This window comes from Gordonia sp. GONU, from assembly GCF_024733855.1.
In the GTDB taxonomy this organism is placed as follows: Bacteria; Actinomycetota; Actinomycetes; order Mycobacteriales; family Mycobacteriaceae; genus Gordonia; species Gordonia amicalis.
Genome location: NZ_JANRHB010000015.1, coordinates 87,859 through 105,385, shown reverse-complemented (window position 1 = coordinate 105,385; position 17,527 = coordinate 87,859). Strand labels below are relative to the sequence as shown.

General features: G+C 66.9%; 16 protein-coding genes and 1 pseudogene. 10 read left to right on the top strand and 7 right to left on the bottom strand.

The genetic code is table 11. The features are described 5' to 3' along the window. Positions 1 to 224, bottom strand: a pseudogene (locus NWF34_RS15235) (ABC transporter permease); the annotation flags it as partial. A gap of 278 nt (positions 225 to 502) precedes the next feature. Between NWF34_RS15235 and NWF34_RS15230 the strand changes: the two are divergent. The 4 genes from NWF34_RS15230 to NWF34_RS15215 all read left to right on the top strand — a co-directional run bounded on the left by NWF34_RS15230 (position 503) and on the right by NWF34_RS15215 (position 3,531). Continuing rightward, positions 503 to 1,360: a GntR family transcriptional regulator gene (locus NWF34_RS15230; RefSeq protein WP_258325421.1), complete on the top strand. Its 858-nt coding sequence runs from the start codon at positions 503 to 505 to the stop codon at positions 1,358 to 1,360. An 80-nt stretch (positions 1,361 to 1,440) separates the two neighbouring features. After that, positions 1,441 to 1,956, top strand: a complete 516-nt coding sequence (locus tag NWF34_RS15225) for an NADPH-dependent FMN reductase (protein ID WP_024499138.1) — start codon at positions 1,441 to 1,443, stop codon at positions 1,954 to 1,956. Then, positions 1,953 to 2,459 carry a flavin reductase family protein gene (locus NWF34_RS15220; protein WP_258325420.1) on the top strand — a complete coding sequence of 169 codons (507 nt, stop codon included), beginning with the start codon at positions 1,953 to 1,955 and terminating at the stop codon, positions 2,457 to 2,459. The genes NWF34_RS15225 and NWF34_RS15220 overlap by 4 nt, the downstream gene beginning before the upstream one ends. A gap of 139 nt (positions 2,460 to 2,598) precedes the next feature. Continuing rightward, positions 2,599 to 3,531 (top strand): SDR family oxidoreductase, encoded by a 933-nt coding sequence (locus NWF34_RS15215; protein ID WP_258325419.1) that lies wholly within the window; start codon positions 2,599 to 2,601, stop codon positions 3,529 to 3,531. A gap of 121 nt (positions 3,532 to 3,652) precedes the next feature. Here the strand turns inward: NWF34_RS15215 and ribB are convergent, their stop codons facing one another. Then, positions 3,653 to 4,939 (bottom strand): 3,4-dihydroxy-2-butanone-4-phosphate synthase, encoded by a 1,287-nt coding sequence (ribB, locus tag NWF34_RS15210; protein WP_258325418.1) that lies wholly within the window; start codon positions 4,937 to 4,939, stop codon positions 3,653 to 3,655. A 296-nt stretch (positions 4,940 to 5,235) separates the two neighbouring features. Between ribB and NWF34_RS15205 the strand changes: the two genes are divergently transcribed. Together NWF34_RS15205 and NWF34_RS15200 are read left to right on the top strand one after the other, a co-directional pair. Further along, entirely contained in the window at positions 5,236 to 6,189 is a 954-nt protein-coding gene (locus NWF34_RS15205) for a DUF808 domain-containing protein (RefSeq protein WP_258325417.1), read from the top strand. 159 nt (positions 6,190 to 6,348) lie between these two features. Then, entirely contained in the window at positions 6,349 to 7,131 is a 783-nt protein-coding gene (locus NWF34_RS15200; protein WP_258325416.1) for a sulfite exporter TauE/SafE family protein, read from the top strand. A gap of 1 nt (position 7,132) precedes the next feature. Here the strand turns inward: NWF34_RS15200 and NWF34_RS15195 are convergent, their stop codons facing one another. From NWF34_RS15195 to NWF34_RS15175, 5 genes are read right to left on the bottom strand one after another with little or no spacing between them, the layout of a single operon-like run. Continuing rightward, positions 7,133 to 8,236, bottom strand: a complete 1,104-nt coding sequence (locus NWF34_RS15195) for an ABC transporter ATP-binding protein (protein ID WP_258325415.1) — start codon at positions 8,234 to 8,236, stop codon at positions 7,133 to 7,135. A gap of 52 nt (positions 8,237 to 8,288) precedes the next feature. Then, on the bottom strand, positions 8,289 to 9,176 hold the full coding sequence (locus tag NWF34_RS15190) for a carbohydrate ABC transporter permease (protein WP_258325414.1): 888 nt from the start codon (positions 9,174 to 9,176) through the stop codon (positions 8,289 to 8,291). Next, positions 9,176 to 10,135, bottom strand: coding sequence for a carbohydrate ABC transporter permease (locus NWF34_RS15185; RefSeq protein WP_258325412.1), 960 nt, complete (start codon positions 10,133 to 10,135; stop codon positions 9,176 to 9,178). Before NWF34_RS15185 ends, NWF34_RS15190 begins: the two co-directional genes overlap by 1 nt. Positions 10,136 to 10,137: 2 nt before the next feature. Beyond that, entirely contained in the window at positions 10,138 to 11,487 is a 1,350-nt protein-coding gene (locus NWF34_RS15180) for a sugar ABC transporter substrate-binding protein (protein WP_258325411.1), read from the bottom strand. After that, complete coding sequence (locus NWF34_RS15175; protein WP_258325410.1) at positions 11,484 to 12,527, bottom strand: sugar-binding transcriptional regulator; 1,044 nt, start codon at positions 12,525 to 12,527, stop codon at positions 11,484 to 11,486. The genes NWF34_RS15180 and NWF34_RS15175 overlap by 4 nt, the downstream gene beginning before the upstream one ends. A 123-nt stretch (positions 12,528 to 12,650) precedes the next feature. On the opposite strand from NWF34_RS15175, the gene NWF34_RS15170 reads away from it, so the two are divergent. The 4 genes from NWF34_RS15170 to NWF34_RS15155 all read left to right on the top strand — a co-directional run bounded on the left by NWF34_RS15170 (position 12,651) and on the right by NWF34_RS15155 (position 17,514). Continuing rightward, complete coding sequence (locus tag NWF34_RS15170; protein ID WP_258325425.1) at positions 12,651 to 13,718, top strand: NAD(P)-dependent alcohol dehydrogenase; 1,068 nt, start codon at positions 12,651 to 12,653, stop codon at positions 13,716 to 13,718. Beyond that, the gene (locus NWF34_RS15165) at positions 13,715 to 15,190 is read left to right on the top strand and encodes a mannitol dehydrogenase family protein (RefSeq protein WP_258325409.1); all 1,476 of its coding nucleotides are present in this window, start codon (positions 13,715 to 13,717) and stop codon (positions 15,188 to 15,190) included. Before NWF34_RS15170 ends, NWF34_RS15165 begins: the two co-directional genes overlap by 4 nt. Further along, positions 15,187 to 16,602 (top strand): xylulokinase, encoded by a 1,416-nt coding sequence (xylB, locus tag NWF34_RS15160; protein WP_258325408.1) that lies wholly within the window; start codon positions 15,187 to 15,189, stop codon positions 16,600 to 16,602. The genes NWF34_RS15165 and xylB overlap by 4 nt, the downstream gene beginning before the upstream one ends. Positions 16,603 to 16,740: 138 nt before the next feature. Beyond that, positions 16,741 to 17,514: a trans-aconitate 2-methyltransferase gene (locus NWF34_RS15155; protein WP_258325407.1), complete on the top strand. Its 774-nt coding sequence runs from the start codon at positions 16,741 to 16,743 to the stop codon at positions 17,512 to 17,514. Positions 17,515 to 17,527 lie beyond the last annotated feature (13 nt).

Genomic DNA, 17,527 nt, shown 5'->3' with positions numbered 1-17,527 from the left:
AGCTGGACGAGGAAGAACGCGACGACGACGAAGATCAGGAAGTTGACGACGCCGCGGCCGGCCGCGCGTCCGATCCAGGCCCACTCGGACAGTCGTGACACGACTGCCCCGAAAGCGGAGCGCTTCGTCCCGGTGCTGCCGCCTCCCGCGGCAGTCGCCCCACGTCGTGCATCGACGGCACCCGGGTCGACAATGCCTGGTTGGACACTGATATCGACGGTCATTCGATCCCTCCCATCTACGGCTCGAGCTGTTGGGTCCTGATCCTCTGGCCGATATGTTTCGAAACCCGCGCCCTGGCGTGACTGATCAATTGCGCGGGTTCACACTCGCGCTCACCGAGATGTAGTCGCAGGTCACGGGGTCGTTCGGCATCGACGCGTTCGTTTTTGCGCCGGATGTGACGCGCACAACTTGGCCGCGCTGATGCCGACCAGAGTCCTTAGACTCACTACCCATCGGCAGTTCGACCCCCGTTGTCGCAAGATCGGAAGTCATACCCATGACGACACCACCCCCCTATCACCCCCGCTCGCGCGGCGGCTCCGCACGCGGTCGTCAGGTCTCCTCTCGACGCGTCCGCGACCTCATCCTCGCGTCAATTCGCAACGGCACCATCGACATCGACGCGCAGCTGGTCGAGGAAGATCTCATGATCATGTTCAACTCGAGCCGTGGATCGGTGCGAGCGGCACTGAACGAGCTGAGTGAGACCGGTGTCGTCATCCGCCGGCCTCGTGTCGGCACGCGGGTCAACCGGCGCGATCTCGGTGTCGCACTGGACGACATCTCCGCGACCGGCGGCGAACTGGTTCACATCCAGGTCACCGACCAGTGCATCGTGCCGACCTTCCCGCTCATCCGCGAACGTCTTCGAATCGACGACGACGTGGTCCGTCTCGTCGAGAACTCGTTCATCGCGCACGACGAGATCATCGGGATGCGTAGTGCCTACTTCTCTCCGCGTTTCAATGCCGACCCCAATGATCTTCGGGACAAACCGATGTCGATGGCACGGACACTCGCCGAGTTCTTCGGCGTCGCACCGGGTGGCGCCTCGGTCTCCATCGGTGCCGAACGCGCCGACGACCGAACCGCGCGTCTGCTCGACGTCCGTCCCGGCGAGACGCTGCTGTCACGCGAGATCCTCTACACCACCGCCGACGGGACACCGGTGGAGATCGTCTTCGACCGCTTTCGGGCGGACCGGATCCGGTTCGAATCGCAGATCGACCACTCTGATGTGACCTGGTGTCCGGAGCCGGACCAGATTCCCTCTCCGGAGGAATCGTTGAGCACCAATGAGTTACCGCAGGGATCACCTCCCGGCGCGACCGGTTCTCTCGCGCAATCTGGGTGAAATGATCGCTTGACGAATCGGCAATATGACCCGCGCACCCTGCAGGAGAACGCATCTCGCGACATTCGAAGGGGAGCATCGTGATCGTTTCCGTAGTGGCAGGCAATCCGAAGCCTGCATCGAGAACACTGACGGCGGCAAGCCTGCTGGCGTCAACCCTCACCGGCAAGGACCCCGATCACGTCGTCGACGTGGTCGACCTGGGCGCGGGTCTGCTCGGTTGGGGCGACGCCGCGGTGGCGGAGGCCGTCGAGACCGTCGCCGGCAGCGACCTCGTCGTATTCGCCTCACCGACCTTCAAGGCCACCTACACGGGGCTGCTCAAACTCTTCCTCGACCAGTTCTCGACGAGTGACGGCCTCCAGGACGTCACTGCCATACCCCTGATGCTGGGTGCCGGCCCCGCCCACTACATGGCGCCGGACCTCCTGCTGAAGCCCGTTCTCGTCGAACTCGGCGCGATCGTTCCGGCCGCCGGACTCTACGTCGTCGACAAGCTCTACGACGACACGGAGGCGTTTGCGCCCTGGATCGATCGCTGGGGTGCGGTCGTGCTCGCCTCGGCGAACGCGACGGTGTCGGCGGGTGACCGATGACCGCGAACGTCACCCCGACCACGGGGATGGACAGCACAGAACTACGAAAGGCGTTCGGCGCCTTCCCTACCGGCGTCGTCGCGCTGGCCGGGATGTCGGGTCCCGAGCCGACCGTCATCGTCGCCTCGTCCTTCGCGGTCGGGGTCTCCCAGGAACCGCCCCTGGTGATGTTCGCGGTGCAGCAGAGTTCGACCACCTGGCCGATCCTGCGCGACCTGCCCAGTCTCGGCGTCTCGGTTCTGGGCGAGAGCCACACCGAAATCATCCGGCAGCTGTCCGCCAAGGACAAGACCCAGCGCTTCGCCGGTGTCGGCACCACGGTGCTGCCCAGCGGGGCGCTGCTCCTCGACGACGCCCCGGTTCATTTCGAGTGCGCCATCGAGAGTTCGCACGCCGCCGGGGATCACGAGATCGTCGTGCTGCGGGTGACCGGTCTGGCGAACGATCACTCGAAACAGCCGATCGTCTTCCACCGCTCCGCATTCGCGCGTCTCAGCGCCTGACTCGGCGGGGCCGCCGCACAACGTCGTCTACGGGCGCGTCCTCGTGTCGTTGCCTGACCGGAAACAACCTGTACACCCCACGCACCGGAGCGCATACTGGCACGCAGGTCGGGGACGAGGCCAGCCCCGGGAGCCTGTCATGACACACCTGTCCGTCGTCGGCGCGCGCACCACACCCGATCTCACCGGAAAGGTCGCGCTGATCACCGGCGCCGGAAACGGGATCGGTTGCGCCACAGCGCACAGACTAGCCGCTGAGGGCGCGCGTCTGATACTCGTCGACATCGATCGATCTGCAGTCGAGACGGTCGCCGCGGCGATCGGCCCACGGGCATGCGGTCAGGTCGCCGACGTCACCGACTACTCGGCTCTGGAGGCCGCGGTCCGGGCCGGTGTCGAGCGGTTCGGTGGAATCGACATCGTGGTGGCCAACGCCGGCGTCGCGACATACGGGTCGTTCCGACACCTGGATCCTCAGACCTTCCGACGGGGAATGGACATCAACGTCACCGGCGTCTACTTCACCGTCCGGGCGGCCCTGCCCTCGATCATCGAGCGCCGCGGGTACCTGTTGCTCGTCTCGTCCATGGCCGCGTTCGTCCCCGGCCCGGGGATGGGGCCGTACGCACCGAGCAAGGCCGCGGTGGATCACCTGGCCACGTCGTTGCGCGCCGAACTCCGACGACGAGGCGTAGCGGTCGGGTGCGCATACATGACCTGGATAGACACCCCGCTCATCCGCGACGTTCAGGCAGATCTACCCGGATTCGCCGACTACCTGAAACAACTCGCGCCGCCGTTGGACCGTATCGTCCCCGTCGAGGTCTGCGCCGACGCCTTCGTGCGTGGCATCGCGCGACGACAGCGACGGATCTTCGTGCCCTGGTGGATCGCCGTCGCCGCGTGGGGCAAGCACCTCATGGCCAGTCGCCTCGGCGATCGATTCTACGGTCCCGAGGTCGACGACTTCCTCGACCGCTCCGACGCGGCGGTCGCGGAGCACCATCGTGCGACCAGCGCGCGCAATCTGCGGAACGCGAACATGCCCGCCGTCGACCGCTCTGGGCTGTGATGCCGGCACCATCATCTCCCGCACCTCTCGAGGAATTCTCGGCGAAGAAGTCGGAACTGCTCGGCCGGCTCTGATCCGAGATCCGGCCCGGACGCCGAAACGCCGGTTCACAAGACAAGCGCTAGTTGGAAACAGCGCCTTCGCCACGGAAGTGACGATCGTGCGGTGCGCCGAGGCCGGATGCGGTGCCCAGCAGGTGCCCGAGCCGGCGGCGCTTGGCATCGAGATAGCGGACGTTCGCCGGCATCACCCCCACGACGAGCGGGACGCGCTGGGTGACCTCGATTCCGGAGTCGGTCAGACCACGTACCTTGTCTGGGTTGTTGGTCATCACCCGCGCCCGGTCGATTCCCAAGTCTGCGAGAATCGCTGCGGCTGCGCCGTATTCACGTCCGTCGACCGGCTCGTCGAGTTCGAGATTCGCCTCGACCGTGTCGAAGCCCTGATCCTGCAGCCGGTACGCGGCCAGTTTCTTGAGCAGCCCGATCCCGCGACCCTCGTGGCCACGCAGGTAGACCACCACACCGCCTTCGCGGCTGATGCGTTCCAGTGCCGTCTCGAGCTGAGGTCCGCATTCACATCGCTGGGACGAGAATGCCTCTCCCGTGAGGCATTCGGAGTGGACCCGCACCAGTGGGACGCCCTGGTCCAACCCTTGGCCGGTGACACCCGCGCTCACGAGCGCGATGTGTTCGGCACCGGTCTCGGTGTCGCGGTATCCGATCGCGCGCAGCTCGCCGGTCGGCGTCGGCAGGACCGTCTCCGCGCCGCGTCGTACCCGGGGCGCCACCGACCAGCGGTCCGCGTCGTGGATGCGGCGGTAATTGACCAGCTCCTCGATGGTGAGCACCGGGAGGCCCATGCGGGACCCCATCGCGACGACCTGCGGATACCGCATCATCGAACCGTCGTCGGCGACGAGTTCCGCGATCACCCCGACCGGAGCGACGTCGGCCAGCGTGCACAGGTCGACGGCCGCCTCGGTGTGGCCGGGACGCTCGAGAACCCCACCCGGCCGGGCACGAAGGGGTAGTACATGCCCGGGCCGGGTGAAGTCTCGGGGGCCGGATGCGGCCCCGGCCAGCATGCGCAGTGTGAGCGCACGGTCGGCGGCCGAAATGCCCGTCGTGACCCCTTCGGCAGCGTCGACGGTCACCGTGTACGCGGTCGCCTTGGGATCTTCGTTGTTGGTGACCATCGACGGCAGTTCGAGCATGTCCGCCCGCTCGGAGGTCATCGGCGCGCACAACAGGCCGGAGGTGTTCCGCACTGTCCAGGCGGTCCACTCGGTACCGACCCGGTCGGCAGCCAGGATGACGTCGCCCTCGTTCTCCCGGTCGGCGGCGTCGGTCACCAGCACCGGGCGGCCCGCGCGCAGGGCATCGATGGCGTTCTCGATGGCGTTCATCAGATCTCCTCGACGTCGACGAAGCATGGTCGTCGTGGTCTCCCACGACCTCCCACGCCATTCGACACCGTCTCCGTGTCGGCACGGAAACCCGCTCGTGGCCGGAGAATTTCGCCGGTCGGCGTCGTCGATTGCGCAGGTCACCACCCGTCGCGGGGCACAATCCGCCACGTGTCACGACCGGTTTCGGACAATCCGCCACCTCCCTGGGCTGCCCCGCCGTGAGCGCCCACCGCCGTGGCATCGCAGGCGGGGGCATACTGTTCGATGACTCGGATTCAGACCAGGAGGTTCCCGTGGCCGGTGGTCTCGTCGCACTGCTCGACGACATCGTGACTCTCACCAAGGTGGCCGCGGCGTCGCTCGACGACGTCGGGGCGGCGGCCGGCAAGGCGAGCGTGAAGGCCGCCGGCGTGGTGGTCGACGACACCGCCGTGACGCCGCGATATGTCCACGGATTCACCCCGGACCGTGAGTTGCCGATCGTCCGCAAGATCGCGGTGGGTTCCATCCGCAACAAGCTGCTCATCATCCTTCCGGTTGCGATGCTGCTCAGCCAGTTCCTCCCGCAGGCGTTGCCCTACCTGCTGATCGCCGGCGGCCTGTTCCTCTCTTATGAAGGCGCCGAGAAGGTCTACGAGGCGATCGCCGGCGGACACCACGCCCAGGAGGAGGTGGCCGCCGAACGTGGCCCGGAGTTCGAGAAGACGATGATCAGCGGCGCCATCCGCACCGACCTCATCCTCTCCGCCGAGATCATGGTGATCTCCCTGTCGTCGGTCGAGGACGAACCGTTCTGGACCCGCTTGGCAGTTCTGATCGTCGTGGCTTTCCTGATCACCGCGCTCGTCTACGGCGTCGTCGGGATCATCGTGAAGATGGACGACATCGGACTCGCGCTCGCCCAGCGGGAGTCGACATTCAGCCAGACGGTCGGCCGCGGCCTGGTCACCGCGATGCCCAAGATCATGTCGACGCTGACCGTGGTCGGGATCGCCGCGATGCTGTGGGTCGGCGGTCACATCCTCATCGTCAACGTCGGCGAGGCCGGCTTCCACTGGCCCGCGGATCAGCTCCACCACGTCGAGCACTGGTTCGGCGACCTCGTTCACGGCGGCTTCGGCGGCGTGCTGTCCTGGACGGCCGGGACGGTCCTGTCCGCGCTCGTCGGACTGGTCGTCGGCGCGATCGTCGTAGCGATCCTGCACGTCATCCCGAAGCGGAAGAAGAAGGACGCGGCCGCGCACTGATCCCGACCGCTCCTCCCTGAAATGGCCCCTGAAATCCGCCCTCAGCAGCAGCGTCGACGACGATATGTCGCCGGCAGCTCCCGGCCGGGCGCACTCCGGGGGCGTATTTCATCGCCCCGGTGACCGCACCATCCGACGCACCGGGCACCCTCAGAGATCGTGAGCACATGGGAACTGTTCGCCGTCCTGCTGGCCGGGATGGGTGCGGGCGCCATCAACGCGGTCGTCGGTAGCGGCACCCTCATCACGTTCCCGACGCTCGTCGCGTTCGGCGTCCCACCGGTGAGTGCGACCATCTCCAACGCCATCGGTCTCGTCGCGGGCGGCGTGTCCGGGACGTGGGGCTATCGGCGTGAACTCGAAGGACAGTGGCCGCAGCTGCGGTGGCAGATCCCCGCGTCGTTTCTCGGCGCGATCGTCGGGTGCTGGCTCCTGCTGCATCTGCCGGAGACGGTGTTCGAGGCGATCGTGCCGGTTCTCCTGGTGGCCGCGTTGATCCTCGTGGTGGCGCAGCCGTGGATTCAGAAGTGGGTCGGCCACCGTTCGATCTCGCCCACCGGTGCGGGTCGGCCCCACCTGACCGCTCCCCGCATCGCCGCGATGGTGGCCGGGACGTTCGCGGTCGGCATCTACGGCGGCTACTTCACCGCAGCCCAGGGGATCATGCTCATGGCGGTTCTCGGCGTCGTCGTCCCCGACCACCTGCAGCGGATGAACGCGGCCAAGAACCTGCTGTCCCTGGTCGTGAACGTGGTCGCCGCGGTCACCTACACGCTGGTCGCCTTCGATCGGATCGACTGGACGGCGGCCGGACTCATCGCCGTCGGCTCACTCCTCGGCGGCGTGGTCGGGGCCCGCTATGGACGACGACTCTCACCCCGCGCACTCCGCGGGGTGATCGTCGTGGTCGGTCTGATCGGGCTGTGGCGGCTATTGGCCTGACTCAGACCAGGCGATCCCCGGTCGACGGGTTGAACAGGTGAACAGCCTTGTCGGCCTGACGTAGTCGGATGCCCGCGCCACGCTTTGCCGGTGAGCGCTCGGCGGACCGCGCGACCATGACCATCGGTTCGCCGTCCAGGTTCCGCACGGACTGATCGGCGAGGTTGGCGTAGATGTAGGTCTCGCTGCCGAGTTCCTCGAGCAGCGCCACCTCGGCCTCGATCCCGGTGCCGTCGGCGAGCGCAAGGTGTTCGGGGCGGATGCCGACGATCACCGAGTCCAGACCGGAACGACGCAGTGCCGCCTCGGATTCGGCATCGATGTCCACCGTGCCACCGGAGACGGTGATGGCACCGTCGACGACGGGTGCGGTGAAGAGGTTCATCCCGGGCGAGCCGATGAACCCGGCGACGAAGGCATTGACCGGCTTGTCGTAGAGGTCGGTCGGGGTCGAGAACTGCTGCAGCTGACCGTTCTTGAGGACCGCGACCCGGTCACCCATGGTCATGGCCTCGACCTGGTCGTGGGTCACGTAGACCGTCGTGGTGCCGAGACGACGCTGCAGCGCCGCGATCTGGGTGCGGGTCTGGACGCGCAGCTTGGCGTCGAGGTTGGACAGCGGCTCGTCCATGCAGAACACCTGCGGCTCACGGACGATGGCTCGCCCCATGGCCACACGCTGCCGCTGACCGCCCGACAGCTTGGCCGGCTTGCGGTCGAGGAAGTCGGTGAGGTCGAGCAGCTTGGCGGCTTCGGCGACCTTCCGCTTGCGTTCCTCGGTGGGCACGCCGCGCATCTTGAGCGCGAATCCCATGTTCTCGCCGACGGTCTTGTTCGGGTAGAGCGCGTAGTTCTGGAAGACCATGGCGATGTCGCGGTCCTTGGGTGCGACGCCGACCATGTTGTCGCCGCCGATGCGGATCTGCCCGGAGTCGATCTCCTCGAGACCGGCGAGCATGCGCAGCGCAGTGGACTTGCCCGAACCCGACGGTCCGACGAGGACGACGAACTCGCCGTCGTCGATGTCGAGGTCGAGGGAGTCGACGGCCAGCTTGTCCGCGCCCGGGTAGACGCAGCAGGCCTTGTCGTAGGTGATGGAAGCCATGATGTTCTCCGGTTCTCTCAGAGGTTTTCGAGTCGGTAGGCGTGGGCGGCGGTCACTTGATCGCGCCGAACGAGAGCCCGCGGACGAGTTTGTTCTGGGCGATCCAGCCGCAGATGACGACCGGCAGTGCGGCTAGGACTGACGCCGCGGACAGCTGCGCCCAGTAGAGGCCCTGTCCGGACATGAAGCCGGTCAGGAACACCGGCATCGTCTGCGCGTTGACCGCGGTCATGTTGACGGCGAAGAAGAATTCGTTCCACGAGAAGATCACGCAGATCAGTGCGGTGGCGGCGATCCCGGGGGAGATCAGCGGGAGGATGACCTCACGCACCGACGTCCACAGGCTGGCACCGTCGATGCTGGCTGCCTCGAGCAGTTCGCCGGGGACCTCCAGGAAGAACGACCGCATCATCCACACCGCGATCGGCAGATTCATTGCGGTGTAGAGGATCACCAGCGTCCAGATGTTGTCGAGCATGCCGATCTCGCCGACGATCACGTACAGCGGGATGATCGCCGCGACGATCGGCAGCATCTTGGTGCTGATGAAGAAGAACAAGGCGTCCTTGGTCTTCCGCACCGGCCGCAACGACAGGGCGAAGGCGGCGGGTACGCCGAGCAGCAGGACCAGGATCGTCGACACGATCGTCGCGAACAACGAATTGAGCAGTGGTGTCGCGATTCCCGCGTCGAAGACGTCGCGGAACTGTTGCAGGGTGGGCTCGAAGAAGAACGTCGGCGGGTTGGTCGCGGCGTCGCTCTCCTGTTTGAAGGCGGTCAGCACCATCCACAGGACCGGGAAGAAGAATCCGATGGCGATGATCCAGGTGACCGCGGTCAGCAGACCCTGTCGCGGATTGCGGCGGCGCCGGATCTCGTTGCCGGGCTGTTTCTCTGCGGGTCCCGTCGCGGTGCGGTCGGGACGGATGTCGGTGCTCATCAGGCCGGCTCCTCTGTTCCGGTGAATGACTTGAAGATCAGACGCAGTGCGAGTGAGGCGACCACGATCGTGCCGATCACCGTCACGACACCCATCGCCGCCGCCTGACCGATGTCGAAGCCGAGGAAGGCGCGCTGGTAGATGTAGTACGAGAGGTTGGAGCTCGAGACACCCGGACCACCCGAGGTCATCATGTACACCGCGTCGAAGGTGTTGACCAGGTAGATCGCGCCGAGCACGGCACCCAGCTCGATGAACCGCCGCAGGTGCGGCAGCGTCAGCTCGCGGAACAGGCGGAAGCTCGTGGCGCCGTCGACGCGGGCGGCCTCCTGGATGTCGCGGGGCATCGACTGCAGTCCGGCGAGGATGAGCAGCATCATGAACGGCGTCCACTGCCAGACCAGTTCGGCCATGACACTCATCAGCGGGAACTCGGAGAGCCAGTCGGTCTTGATGCCGAACGGGCTCAGCACCCAGTTGACCAGTCCGTTGGTCGGCGACAGCAGGCTGGTCTTCCACAGCAGTGCCGCCGCAACCGGGGTCACCAGGAACGGGGTGATCAGCAACGTCCGAACGACGCCGCGCCCCAGAAACTTCCGGTCGAGGAGCAGCGCGAAGATCAACCCGAGGATCACCGAGACGAGCACGGTACCGACGATCAGCAGGATCGTGTTGACGGTGACCCGCCAGAACTGGCTGTCGCCGAAGACCGCGACGTAGTTGTCGAGGCCGACGAATGCTCGGGAGTCCGGCCGGACGAGGTTCCACGACTGGGTGGAGTAGTACAGGGTGAACACGAACGGTATCTGCGTGACCACGATCATGAAGATCAAGGCCGGCAGCAGCGGGCCGCGTCGGCGCCAGCCTTCCGCCCGCGAGATGTGGTCGCGTGATGACGTCAGGGTTGTCCGTTCGGGCGAGGATTCCTCGGGCGAGCGCGTGGAGACTGCGGTGGCCATGATCACTGCTCCCTCTGGTAGGACTTGCCGACGACCTCGGCGTACTCCTGGGACTGGGCCAACGCGTCCCGGACGCTGATCTGTCCGGCGATCGCCGCCGAGATCTGTTGGCTGACACGGGTTCCGAGGTCCTGGAACTCGGGGATCGCGAGGAACTGGACCCCGGTGTAGGGCACCGGCTTCAGCGTCGGCTTCAGCTGATTCGCCGCCTGCATCGCGGTCAGGGTCTGCTCGGCGAACGGCTTCGCGAGCTCTTTGTATGCGGGTAGTTCATAGGTCGACAACCGGCTGCCAGGCGGTACGTGGCTCGGGCCGAGCTTGTCCGACACGTATTCGATGTAGCTCTTGCTGGTCATCCAGCGGATGAAGGACCACGCCTCGTCGGGGTGTTTGCTGCTCGACGGGATGCCGAGCGACCAGGTGTAGAGCCAGCCGTTGTCCTGCTTGGCCATACTCGGCGCCGGGAGGTAACCGACGTCGCCGGCGATCGAGGAGGTCTCCGGGCTCTCGAGTACCGACACCGCCGACGTGGCGTCGTACCACATGGCCACCTGCCCCTGAGAGAGCAGGTTTCCGCATTCCTGGAAGCCCGACGACGACGCGCCGGCTTCTCCGTGGTTGCGGACGGTGTCGACATAGAACTGCACGGCCGCTTCGACTTCCGGGCTGTCGAGCTGGGCGTTCCACTCTTCGTCGTACCAGCGGCCACCGAAGGCGTTGATGACGGTGTTGAGCGGTGCGAGCACCTCACCCCAGCCGGGCTTGCCGCGCAGGCAGATGCCCGCGGTGCGGTCGTTGTCGAGCTTCTTCGCGGCCTCCGCCACCTCGGGCCAGGTGGGATTCGCCGGGAGTGAGACGCCGGCCTCGGCGAAGAGCTTCTTGTTGTACATCAGGAAGGACGATTCGCCGTAGAACGGTGCCGAGTACATCGATCCGTCATGTGACAGTGCGGTTTTCAGCGTCGGGATGAAGTCGTCGGCGTCGTACTCGGGATCGGCGTCCATATAGGGACTGAGGTTGACCAGCCACCCGTACTCGCCCCACATCGGGGTCTCGTAATTGCTGATCATCACGACGTCGAACTCGCCGCCGCCGGTTGCGACCGACGCGGTGATCTTCGCGCGGGCCTCGTTCTCCGAGAGCGTCACGAACTTCACCGTGACACCGGGGTTCTGCTCTTCGAACTGGTCGGACAGCGCGACCGCGTCCTGCATCTGGGAGTTGGAGACCATCGCAACGGTGATCTCGCGCCCGCCTCCGCCAGTGAGTGAGCCGGCGCCGGAGCAGCCGGTCATCACCAGGGCCGCGGTCGCCAGGAGAGCGCCGAGCATTCGGGGTCGGGAGAACTTCATTGTTCACCTTTCTCTTTCGAGACAAGCCAGTCCGCCGTCGCGACGTCGGTGACCAGGATGGTGGCGTAACCACCGCGGAGAGCGCCGAGGATGGATTCCTGCCGGTGCTCGCCGCCGGAGACGAGGATCGAGGTGGGGCACGCCCGGACCGCGTCGAGGGGGACCGAGACGGTCCGGTCGACGAGGCTGGATGCCACCGCATCTCCGTTCGCGTCATAGAAGCGGCCGCCGATCTCGCCGACCGCGCCCAACTCGACGAGTTCGTCGAGCACGATCGCGTCGATGAAGGACCCTTCGAAGAGGGTCGTCGAGGTCGACACGGACCCGACCCCGAAAAGCATGACCTGCGCACCCCGTGCGGCCGAGAGCGACTGCGACAGAATCGAATCACGGTTCACCGCGGTGACGGTCTCGGGATCGACGTAGAGCGGCGCGACCAGCCGCAGGGGCCGGGCGTGGAGGCGTTCGGAGAATCGCGACAGCGCGTGGTCGACACCCGTGTGGTACTCCACCGAGGTCATCGAACCGTCCATCTGTACGACACGCTGGCATGATGCCGACGCGCCCATGGCGTCGGCAACCGCGACCTGCTCGGGCCCCCAGGTGAAGCCGAAGGTATCGGTGGCCTGGATGCGTCGGGTCAGCACCGAGGCGCCGGCCCGGCCCAGTGCGGCGTTTCCGGTGGTCGATCCGTCGGCGACCTCGTCGATGACCAGAACCTCGTCGAGACCGAACGTCTCCTCGACCGCACGCTCGAGCTCGGTGTGGATCGACGACGACAGATGCGCCGGTGCCGACACGGAGACGTGGACCAACCCTTGCGCCCGCGCCCGGGCGACGAGGCGGCCGGCGGTGGGTCGGGAGACACCCAGCCGGGCGGCGATCTCGGCCTGGGTGAGGCCTTCGAGGTGGTACATCGTGGCGGCGCGGACCAAAAGCCGCAGGTCTTGGCCGGTGTCGGTGCCGCGTGGGCCGACTGAACGCCCCGACGAACCCTGCTGGTCGTCGGCGGTGTCGGCCGTCTGCTTGCGAGGTGCCATCGGTGGCCTACCCCCGTTCTCGGTGAGCAAATGCTCACTGGCGGTGAATGTGCTCAATAAGCTAGCATCCGATGTGTGACCCACGCAACAACCGATACGAACGTCCCGGGCACCCCCGAGGTGATGCGGGCCGGCGTTCTCCACCCGGATCTGTCGGTCGGCATCGAGACCCGCCGGTCGCCGCATCCGGCGGCCGGGGACGTGCTCGTGGCAGTGCGGGCGGTCGGCGTCTGCGGCTCCGACACCCACTACCTGAGACATGGACGCATCGGGGACCACGTCGTGCGCGAGCCGCTCGTTCTCGGCCATGAGGCGTCCGGCGTGATCGTGGCGGTGGGCGACGGTGTCAGCCCTGGCCGGATCGGCGAACGCGTGTCGATCGAGCCGCAACGACCCGACCCGACGACCGCCGAGACCAAGCGCGGGGACTATCACCTGTGCCCGCACATGGAGTTCTACGCAACGCCGCCGATCGACGGCGCCTTTGCCGAATACGTCACCATCGGAGCCGATTTCGCACACCCGGTTCCCCCGGAGGTCTCCGACGAGGCCGCGGCGCTGTTCGAGCCGCTCTCCGTGGGAATCGCCGCACTGCGCAAGGCGGACGTCGCGGCCGGCGACTCCGTCCTCATCGCGGGCGCCGGGCCCATCGGGTTGCTCATCGCCCAGGTCGCACGGGCATCGGGCCTGGCACGCATCGTGGTGAGCGAACCCGACGAGCTGCGCCGTGCGCGGGCGACGGAGTTCGGTGCGACCGACGCGATCGCGCCCGGTGAGGACCTCGACCCGGTCGACGCTTTCGTCGACGCGAGTGGGGTCGGGGCAGCCGTTCGTGACGGCATGGCCCGGGTGCGCCCCGCCGGACACGTCGTCCTCGTCGGGATGGGCTCCGACACGATGGAACTACCCGCGACGCTCATCCAGAACCGCGAGCTCGTCGTGACCGGCGTCTTCCGGTACTCCAACACCTGGCCGACCGCCCTGGCACTCGTCCGCACCGGCGCGGTGGACCTCGACGCCATGGTCACCGCACGGTTCGGTCTCGACGAACTGACCGACGCACTCAACGCCGACCTCCGGCCCGGGAACATCAAGGCCGTCGTCTATCCCGGTATCTCGCAGTGGCAGAACACCGATCATCCCGGATCCGCCCACCCCGGATCTGTACAGACAGGAGCGGCTCGCCGATGAGCATCCCGCTGAAAGCCGACACGCTGACCCGGATCCAGAACGCCGAGGTCCCCGCGTACGACCGTACGGCTGTCACCCCGGGCATCGTGCACTTCGGTGTCGGCGCTTTCCACCGTGCCCACCAGGCCATGTACCTCGACCGGCTGCTGGCATCTGATCCCGCTGCCGCGGTGTGGGGAATCTGCGGTGTCGGGGTCCGTCCGGCGGATGCCGCCATGCGCGATGCGCTCGTCCCGCAGGACGGCCTGTTCACGCTCACACTGAAACATCCACACGGCGACATCGAAACGTCGGTGATCGGTTCGATCGTCGAATACCTCTACGCCCCCGACGATCCCGAGAAGGTCCTGGAACGCCTCAGCGATCCGTCGACCCGGATCGTGTCACTGACCGTCACCGAGGGTGGGTACAACTTCTCCCCCTCGACCGGCGAGTTCGACGCCACGAACCCTGACATCGTCGCCGACCTCGAAGGTTCAGCACCTCCGCGCACGGTGTTCGGTCTCGTCACCGAGGCACTCGCCCGTCGTCGCGAACGTGGTGTCCCATCGTTCACCGTGATGTCCTGCGACAACATCCAGGGCAATGGGCACATGGCGCGGTCGACGTTCCGCGCGTATGCACGGCTCCGCGATCAGGATCTCGCCGGTTGGATCGAGCTCAACACCCGCTTCCCCAACTCGATGGTCGACCGCATCACTCCCGCAACACCTTCCGATCTCGCCGACGAGGTCGCCACGCGTACCGGGATCGTCGACGCGTGGCCGGTGGTCGCCGAACCCTTCACCCAATGGGTCCTCGAAGACGACTTCTCGATGGGACGCCCCGCCCTCGAGACAGTGGGGGTGCAGGTCGTCGACGACGTCACTCCCTACGAGCTGATGAAACTGCGGTTGCTCAACGCCGGGCACCAGGCGCTGTGCTACTTCGGTCATCTACTCGGATACCGCTACGTCCACGACGCCGCGTCGGACGACGACATCCGTAACCTGCTGCGCCGCTACATGACCGAAGAGGGCAAGACGACCCTGCAGGAACTGCCCGGCGTCGACGTCGAGGCCTATATCGACACCCTGCTCGAGCGCTTCGCCAACCCGGCGATCGCCGACACGATCGCCCGGCTGTGCCAGGACTCATCGGATCGGATCCCGAAGTGGCTGCTGCCGGTGATCCGGGAGCGCCTGGCGACCGGCCAGCGCAGCGAACTGGCAGCGGCGGTCGTCGCGAGCTGGACCCGGTACGCCGAGGGCGTCGACGAACAGGGTGCACCGATCGACGTCGTCGATCCCCTTGCTGCGGAGCTTGTTCCGCGGGCCAGGCGATCGCGCACCGACCCGTTGGCGTTCGTCGCCGACAGCGACCTCTTCGGCACCCTCGCCGACGAGGAACTGTTCACGACGCCCTATCTGTCCGCACTGGAATCCATGCGCACCAAGGGTGCCCGCGCCACACTCACCGAGCTGCTCTCATGACCCTGGTCGCCGGGATCGATTCGTCCACCCAGTCGTGCAAGGTCGTCATCTGTGACGCACGCACCGGTGCGGTCATCCGGTCGGCGAGTGCACCGCACCCGCCCGGAACCGAGGTGCACCCCGATCATTGGTGGGATGCACTGTGCGCGGCCGTTTCCGCAGCCGGCGGATTCGACGGCGTGTCCGCGGTGTCGGTCGCGGGACAGCAGCACGGGATGGTGTGCCTGGACAGCTCCGGACAGGTGGTACGAGATGCCCTGCTGTGGAATGATATTCGATCGTCGTCCAGCGCCGCCGACCTCGTTGACGACCTCGACGGCCCGGCAGCGTGGGCGGAGGCGGTGGGCGTCGTCCCCGTCGCCGCGATCACCGCGGCCAAACTCCGCTGGCTCGCCGACAACGAGCCCGAGAACGCCGATGCCACGGCCGCCGTGTGCCTTCCACACGATTGGCTCACCTGGCGTCTGCGCGGCTGTACCGACATCGCCCGGCTGACCACCGATCGCAGCGACGCGTCGGGAACCGGATACTTCGACGCGGCATCCGGCGAGTATCGCAAAGATCTGCTGGAGTTGGCTTTCCATGGCCGTCGTCCGGCTCTGCCGGGCGTCGTCGGACCGGGCGACCGGGTGGGAACCACTCCCTCCGGCGTGGTCGTCGGCGCGGGCGCCGGTGACAATGCGGCCGCAGCCCTCGGACTCCATGCCCGAGGGGGAGATGCGGTGGTATCTCTGGGGACGTCGGGCGTCGTCTGCGCCGTCTCGGACACCGCCCCCAGCGACCCTGCCGGCTTGGTCGCCGGTTTCGCCGACGCGACCGGCCGGCACCTGCCGCTGGTCTGCACGCTCAACGGTGCGCCGGTTCTGGCGTCGACTGCGAAGATGCTCGGCGTGGACCTCGACGAGTTCGCGCGACTGGCGATCTCGGCAGAACCGGGCGCCGGAGGGCTGACGATGGTGCCATGGTTCGCGGGCGAACGCTCCCCCAACCTCCCGGACGCCAGCGGGACCCTGACGGGCATCACGGCCGGCAACTTCACCTCCGCGTCGATCGCCCGCGCCGCGATCGAGGGGCTGGTCTCGTCCCTGGTGTATTGCCGGGAGAAGATCGAGGAGCAAGGAGTGCACGTCGACCGTGTCCTACTCACCGGTGGTGGCGCGAAATCGGCTGCGGTACGGACCATCGCGCCGGCGCTCTTCGGCGGCGAGGTCGAGGTCCCCGCGGAGGGGGAGCACGTCGCGCTCGGCGCCGCGCGTCAGGCGGCCTGGGCCCTCACCGGCGAGCTGCCCGAATGGGACGTACCCCGCGAAACCTACACCGCTCCAGCCAGTCCTGAGGTGTACGACCGTTATCGCGAGATCGCGGACACGGTTGCCGGCGTTGTTCCCGCCGGCGTGTCTCCTTCGCGCTGATCGGATCCGATCAGCGGCTGGGAAGCGGTCGCGCGGGATGGAAACCTGCACGCAGGAGCACACGGATGTTGCGAATGCCATGTCCCGGCGCGGTCGGCGGTGGACCATGAACGCCGATGCTCGACGACGGGAGATGCGATGGTCGACTGGGACGGTGAACGGTACGCGGAGGTGAGCGGCCTGCAGCGGATGGTGGCCGAGGAGTCGATCACCGGCCTCGCGCTCGCAGGTGACGAGCGACTCCTCGACGTCGGATGTGGGGACGGCTTCATCACGATGCTGCTGGCCGAACGGTTGCCCGACGGCTCGGTGGTGGGGGTCGACGCCTCGCACCGGATGATCGACCGTGCCCTGGCCCGGGTGCCGTTCGACATGCTGCGCGTCCAGTTCCACGTCGACGACGTGCTGGCGCTGCCGTTCGACCACGACTTCGACATCGTGGTCTCCTTCAACGCCCTCCACTGGGTCCACGATCAGGGGGAGGCGCTGCGACAGATCGGGAGAAGTCTCGTCGACGGCGGACGCGCGGTGCTGCAGATGGTCTGCGCGACCGAGCGCCCGAGCATCGAGGACGTGGCGATGCAGGTCGCGACCGATTCGCGCTGGGCCCCCGCTTTCGACGGATTCCGCGCACCGTACGTTCACGTCGAACCGGCCCATTTCGGCCACCTCGCCGAGGCGGCCGGGTTCACCGTCGACGACCTGACGGTGAAAGACCTGTCCTGGCAATTCGATTCGGTCGACGATTTTCGTGCCTGGTTCGCGGTGGGCGCCTCCGACTGGACCAGCCGACTACCCGACACGGAGATCGATGCGTTCGTCGCCGCCGTGGTCGACCGATACCAGTCGGTGGTCGGGGAACCCGCGCTGTTCCGCTTCGCCCAGCTGCGGGCATCGCTCCGGGTTCCCTGATCGGCCGGTCAGC

Bases quoted from the DNA above. Each gene is read 5' to 3' on its own strand.
- NWF34_RS15230 (WP_258325421.1), top strand. From the start codon at position 503: ATGACGACACCACCCCCCTATCACCCCCGCTCGCGCGGCGGCTCCGCA.
- NWF34_RS15220 (WP_258325420.1), top strand. From the start codon at position 1,953: ATGACCGCGAACGTCACCCCGACCACGGGGATGGACAGCACAGAACTA.
- NWF34_RS15215 (WP_258325419.1), top strand. From the start codon at position 2,599: ATGACACACCTGTCCGTCGTCGGCGCGCGCACCACACCCGATCTCACC.
- ribB (WP_258325418.1), bottom strand. From the start codon at position 4,939: ATGAACGCCATCGAGAACGCCATCGATGCCCTGCGCGCGGGCCGCCCG.
- NWF34_RS15195 (WP_258325415.1), bottom strand. From the start codon at position 8,236: ATGGCTTCCATCACCTACGACAAGGCCTGCTGCGTCTACCCGGGCGCG.
- NWF34_RS15190 (WP_258325414.1), bottom strand. From the start codon at position 9,176: ATGAGCACCGACATCCGTCCCGACCGCACCGCGACGGGACCCGCAGAG.
- NWF34_RS15185 (WP_258325412.1), bottom strand. From the start codon at position 10,135: ATGGCCACCGCAGTCTCCACGCGCTCGCCCGAGGAATCCTCGCCCGAA.
- NWF34_RS15180 (WP_258325411.1), bottom strand. From the start codon at position 11,487: ATGAAGTTCTCCCGACCCCGAATGCTCGGCGCTCTCCTGGCGACCGCG.
- NWF34_RS15175 (WP_258325410.1), bottom strand. From the start codon at position 12,527: ATGGCACCTCGCAAGCAGACGGCCGACACCGCCGACGACCAGCAGGGT.
- NWF34_RS15170 (WP_258325425.1), top strand. From the start codon at position 12,651: ATGCGGGCCGGCGTTCTCCACCCGGATCTGTCGGTCGGCATCGAGACC.
- NWF34_RS15165 (WP_258325409.1), top strand. From the start codon at position 13,715: ATGAGCATCCCGCTGAAAGCCGACACGCTGACCCGGATCCAGAACGCC.
- xylB (WP_258325408.1), top strand. From the start codon at position 15,187: ATGACCCTGGTCGCCGGGATCGATTCGTCCACCCAGTCGTGCAAGGTC.
- NWF34_RS15155 (WP_258325407.1), top strand. From the start codon at position 16,741: ATGGTCGACTGGGACGGTGAACGGTACGCGGAGGTGAGCGGCCTGCAG.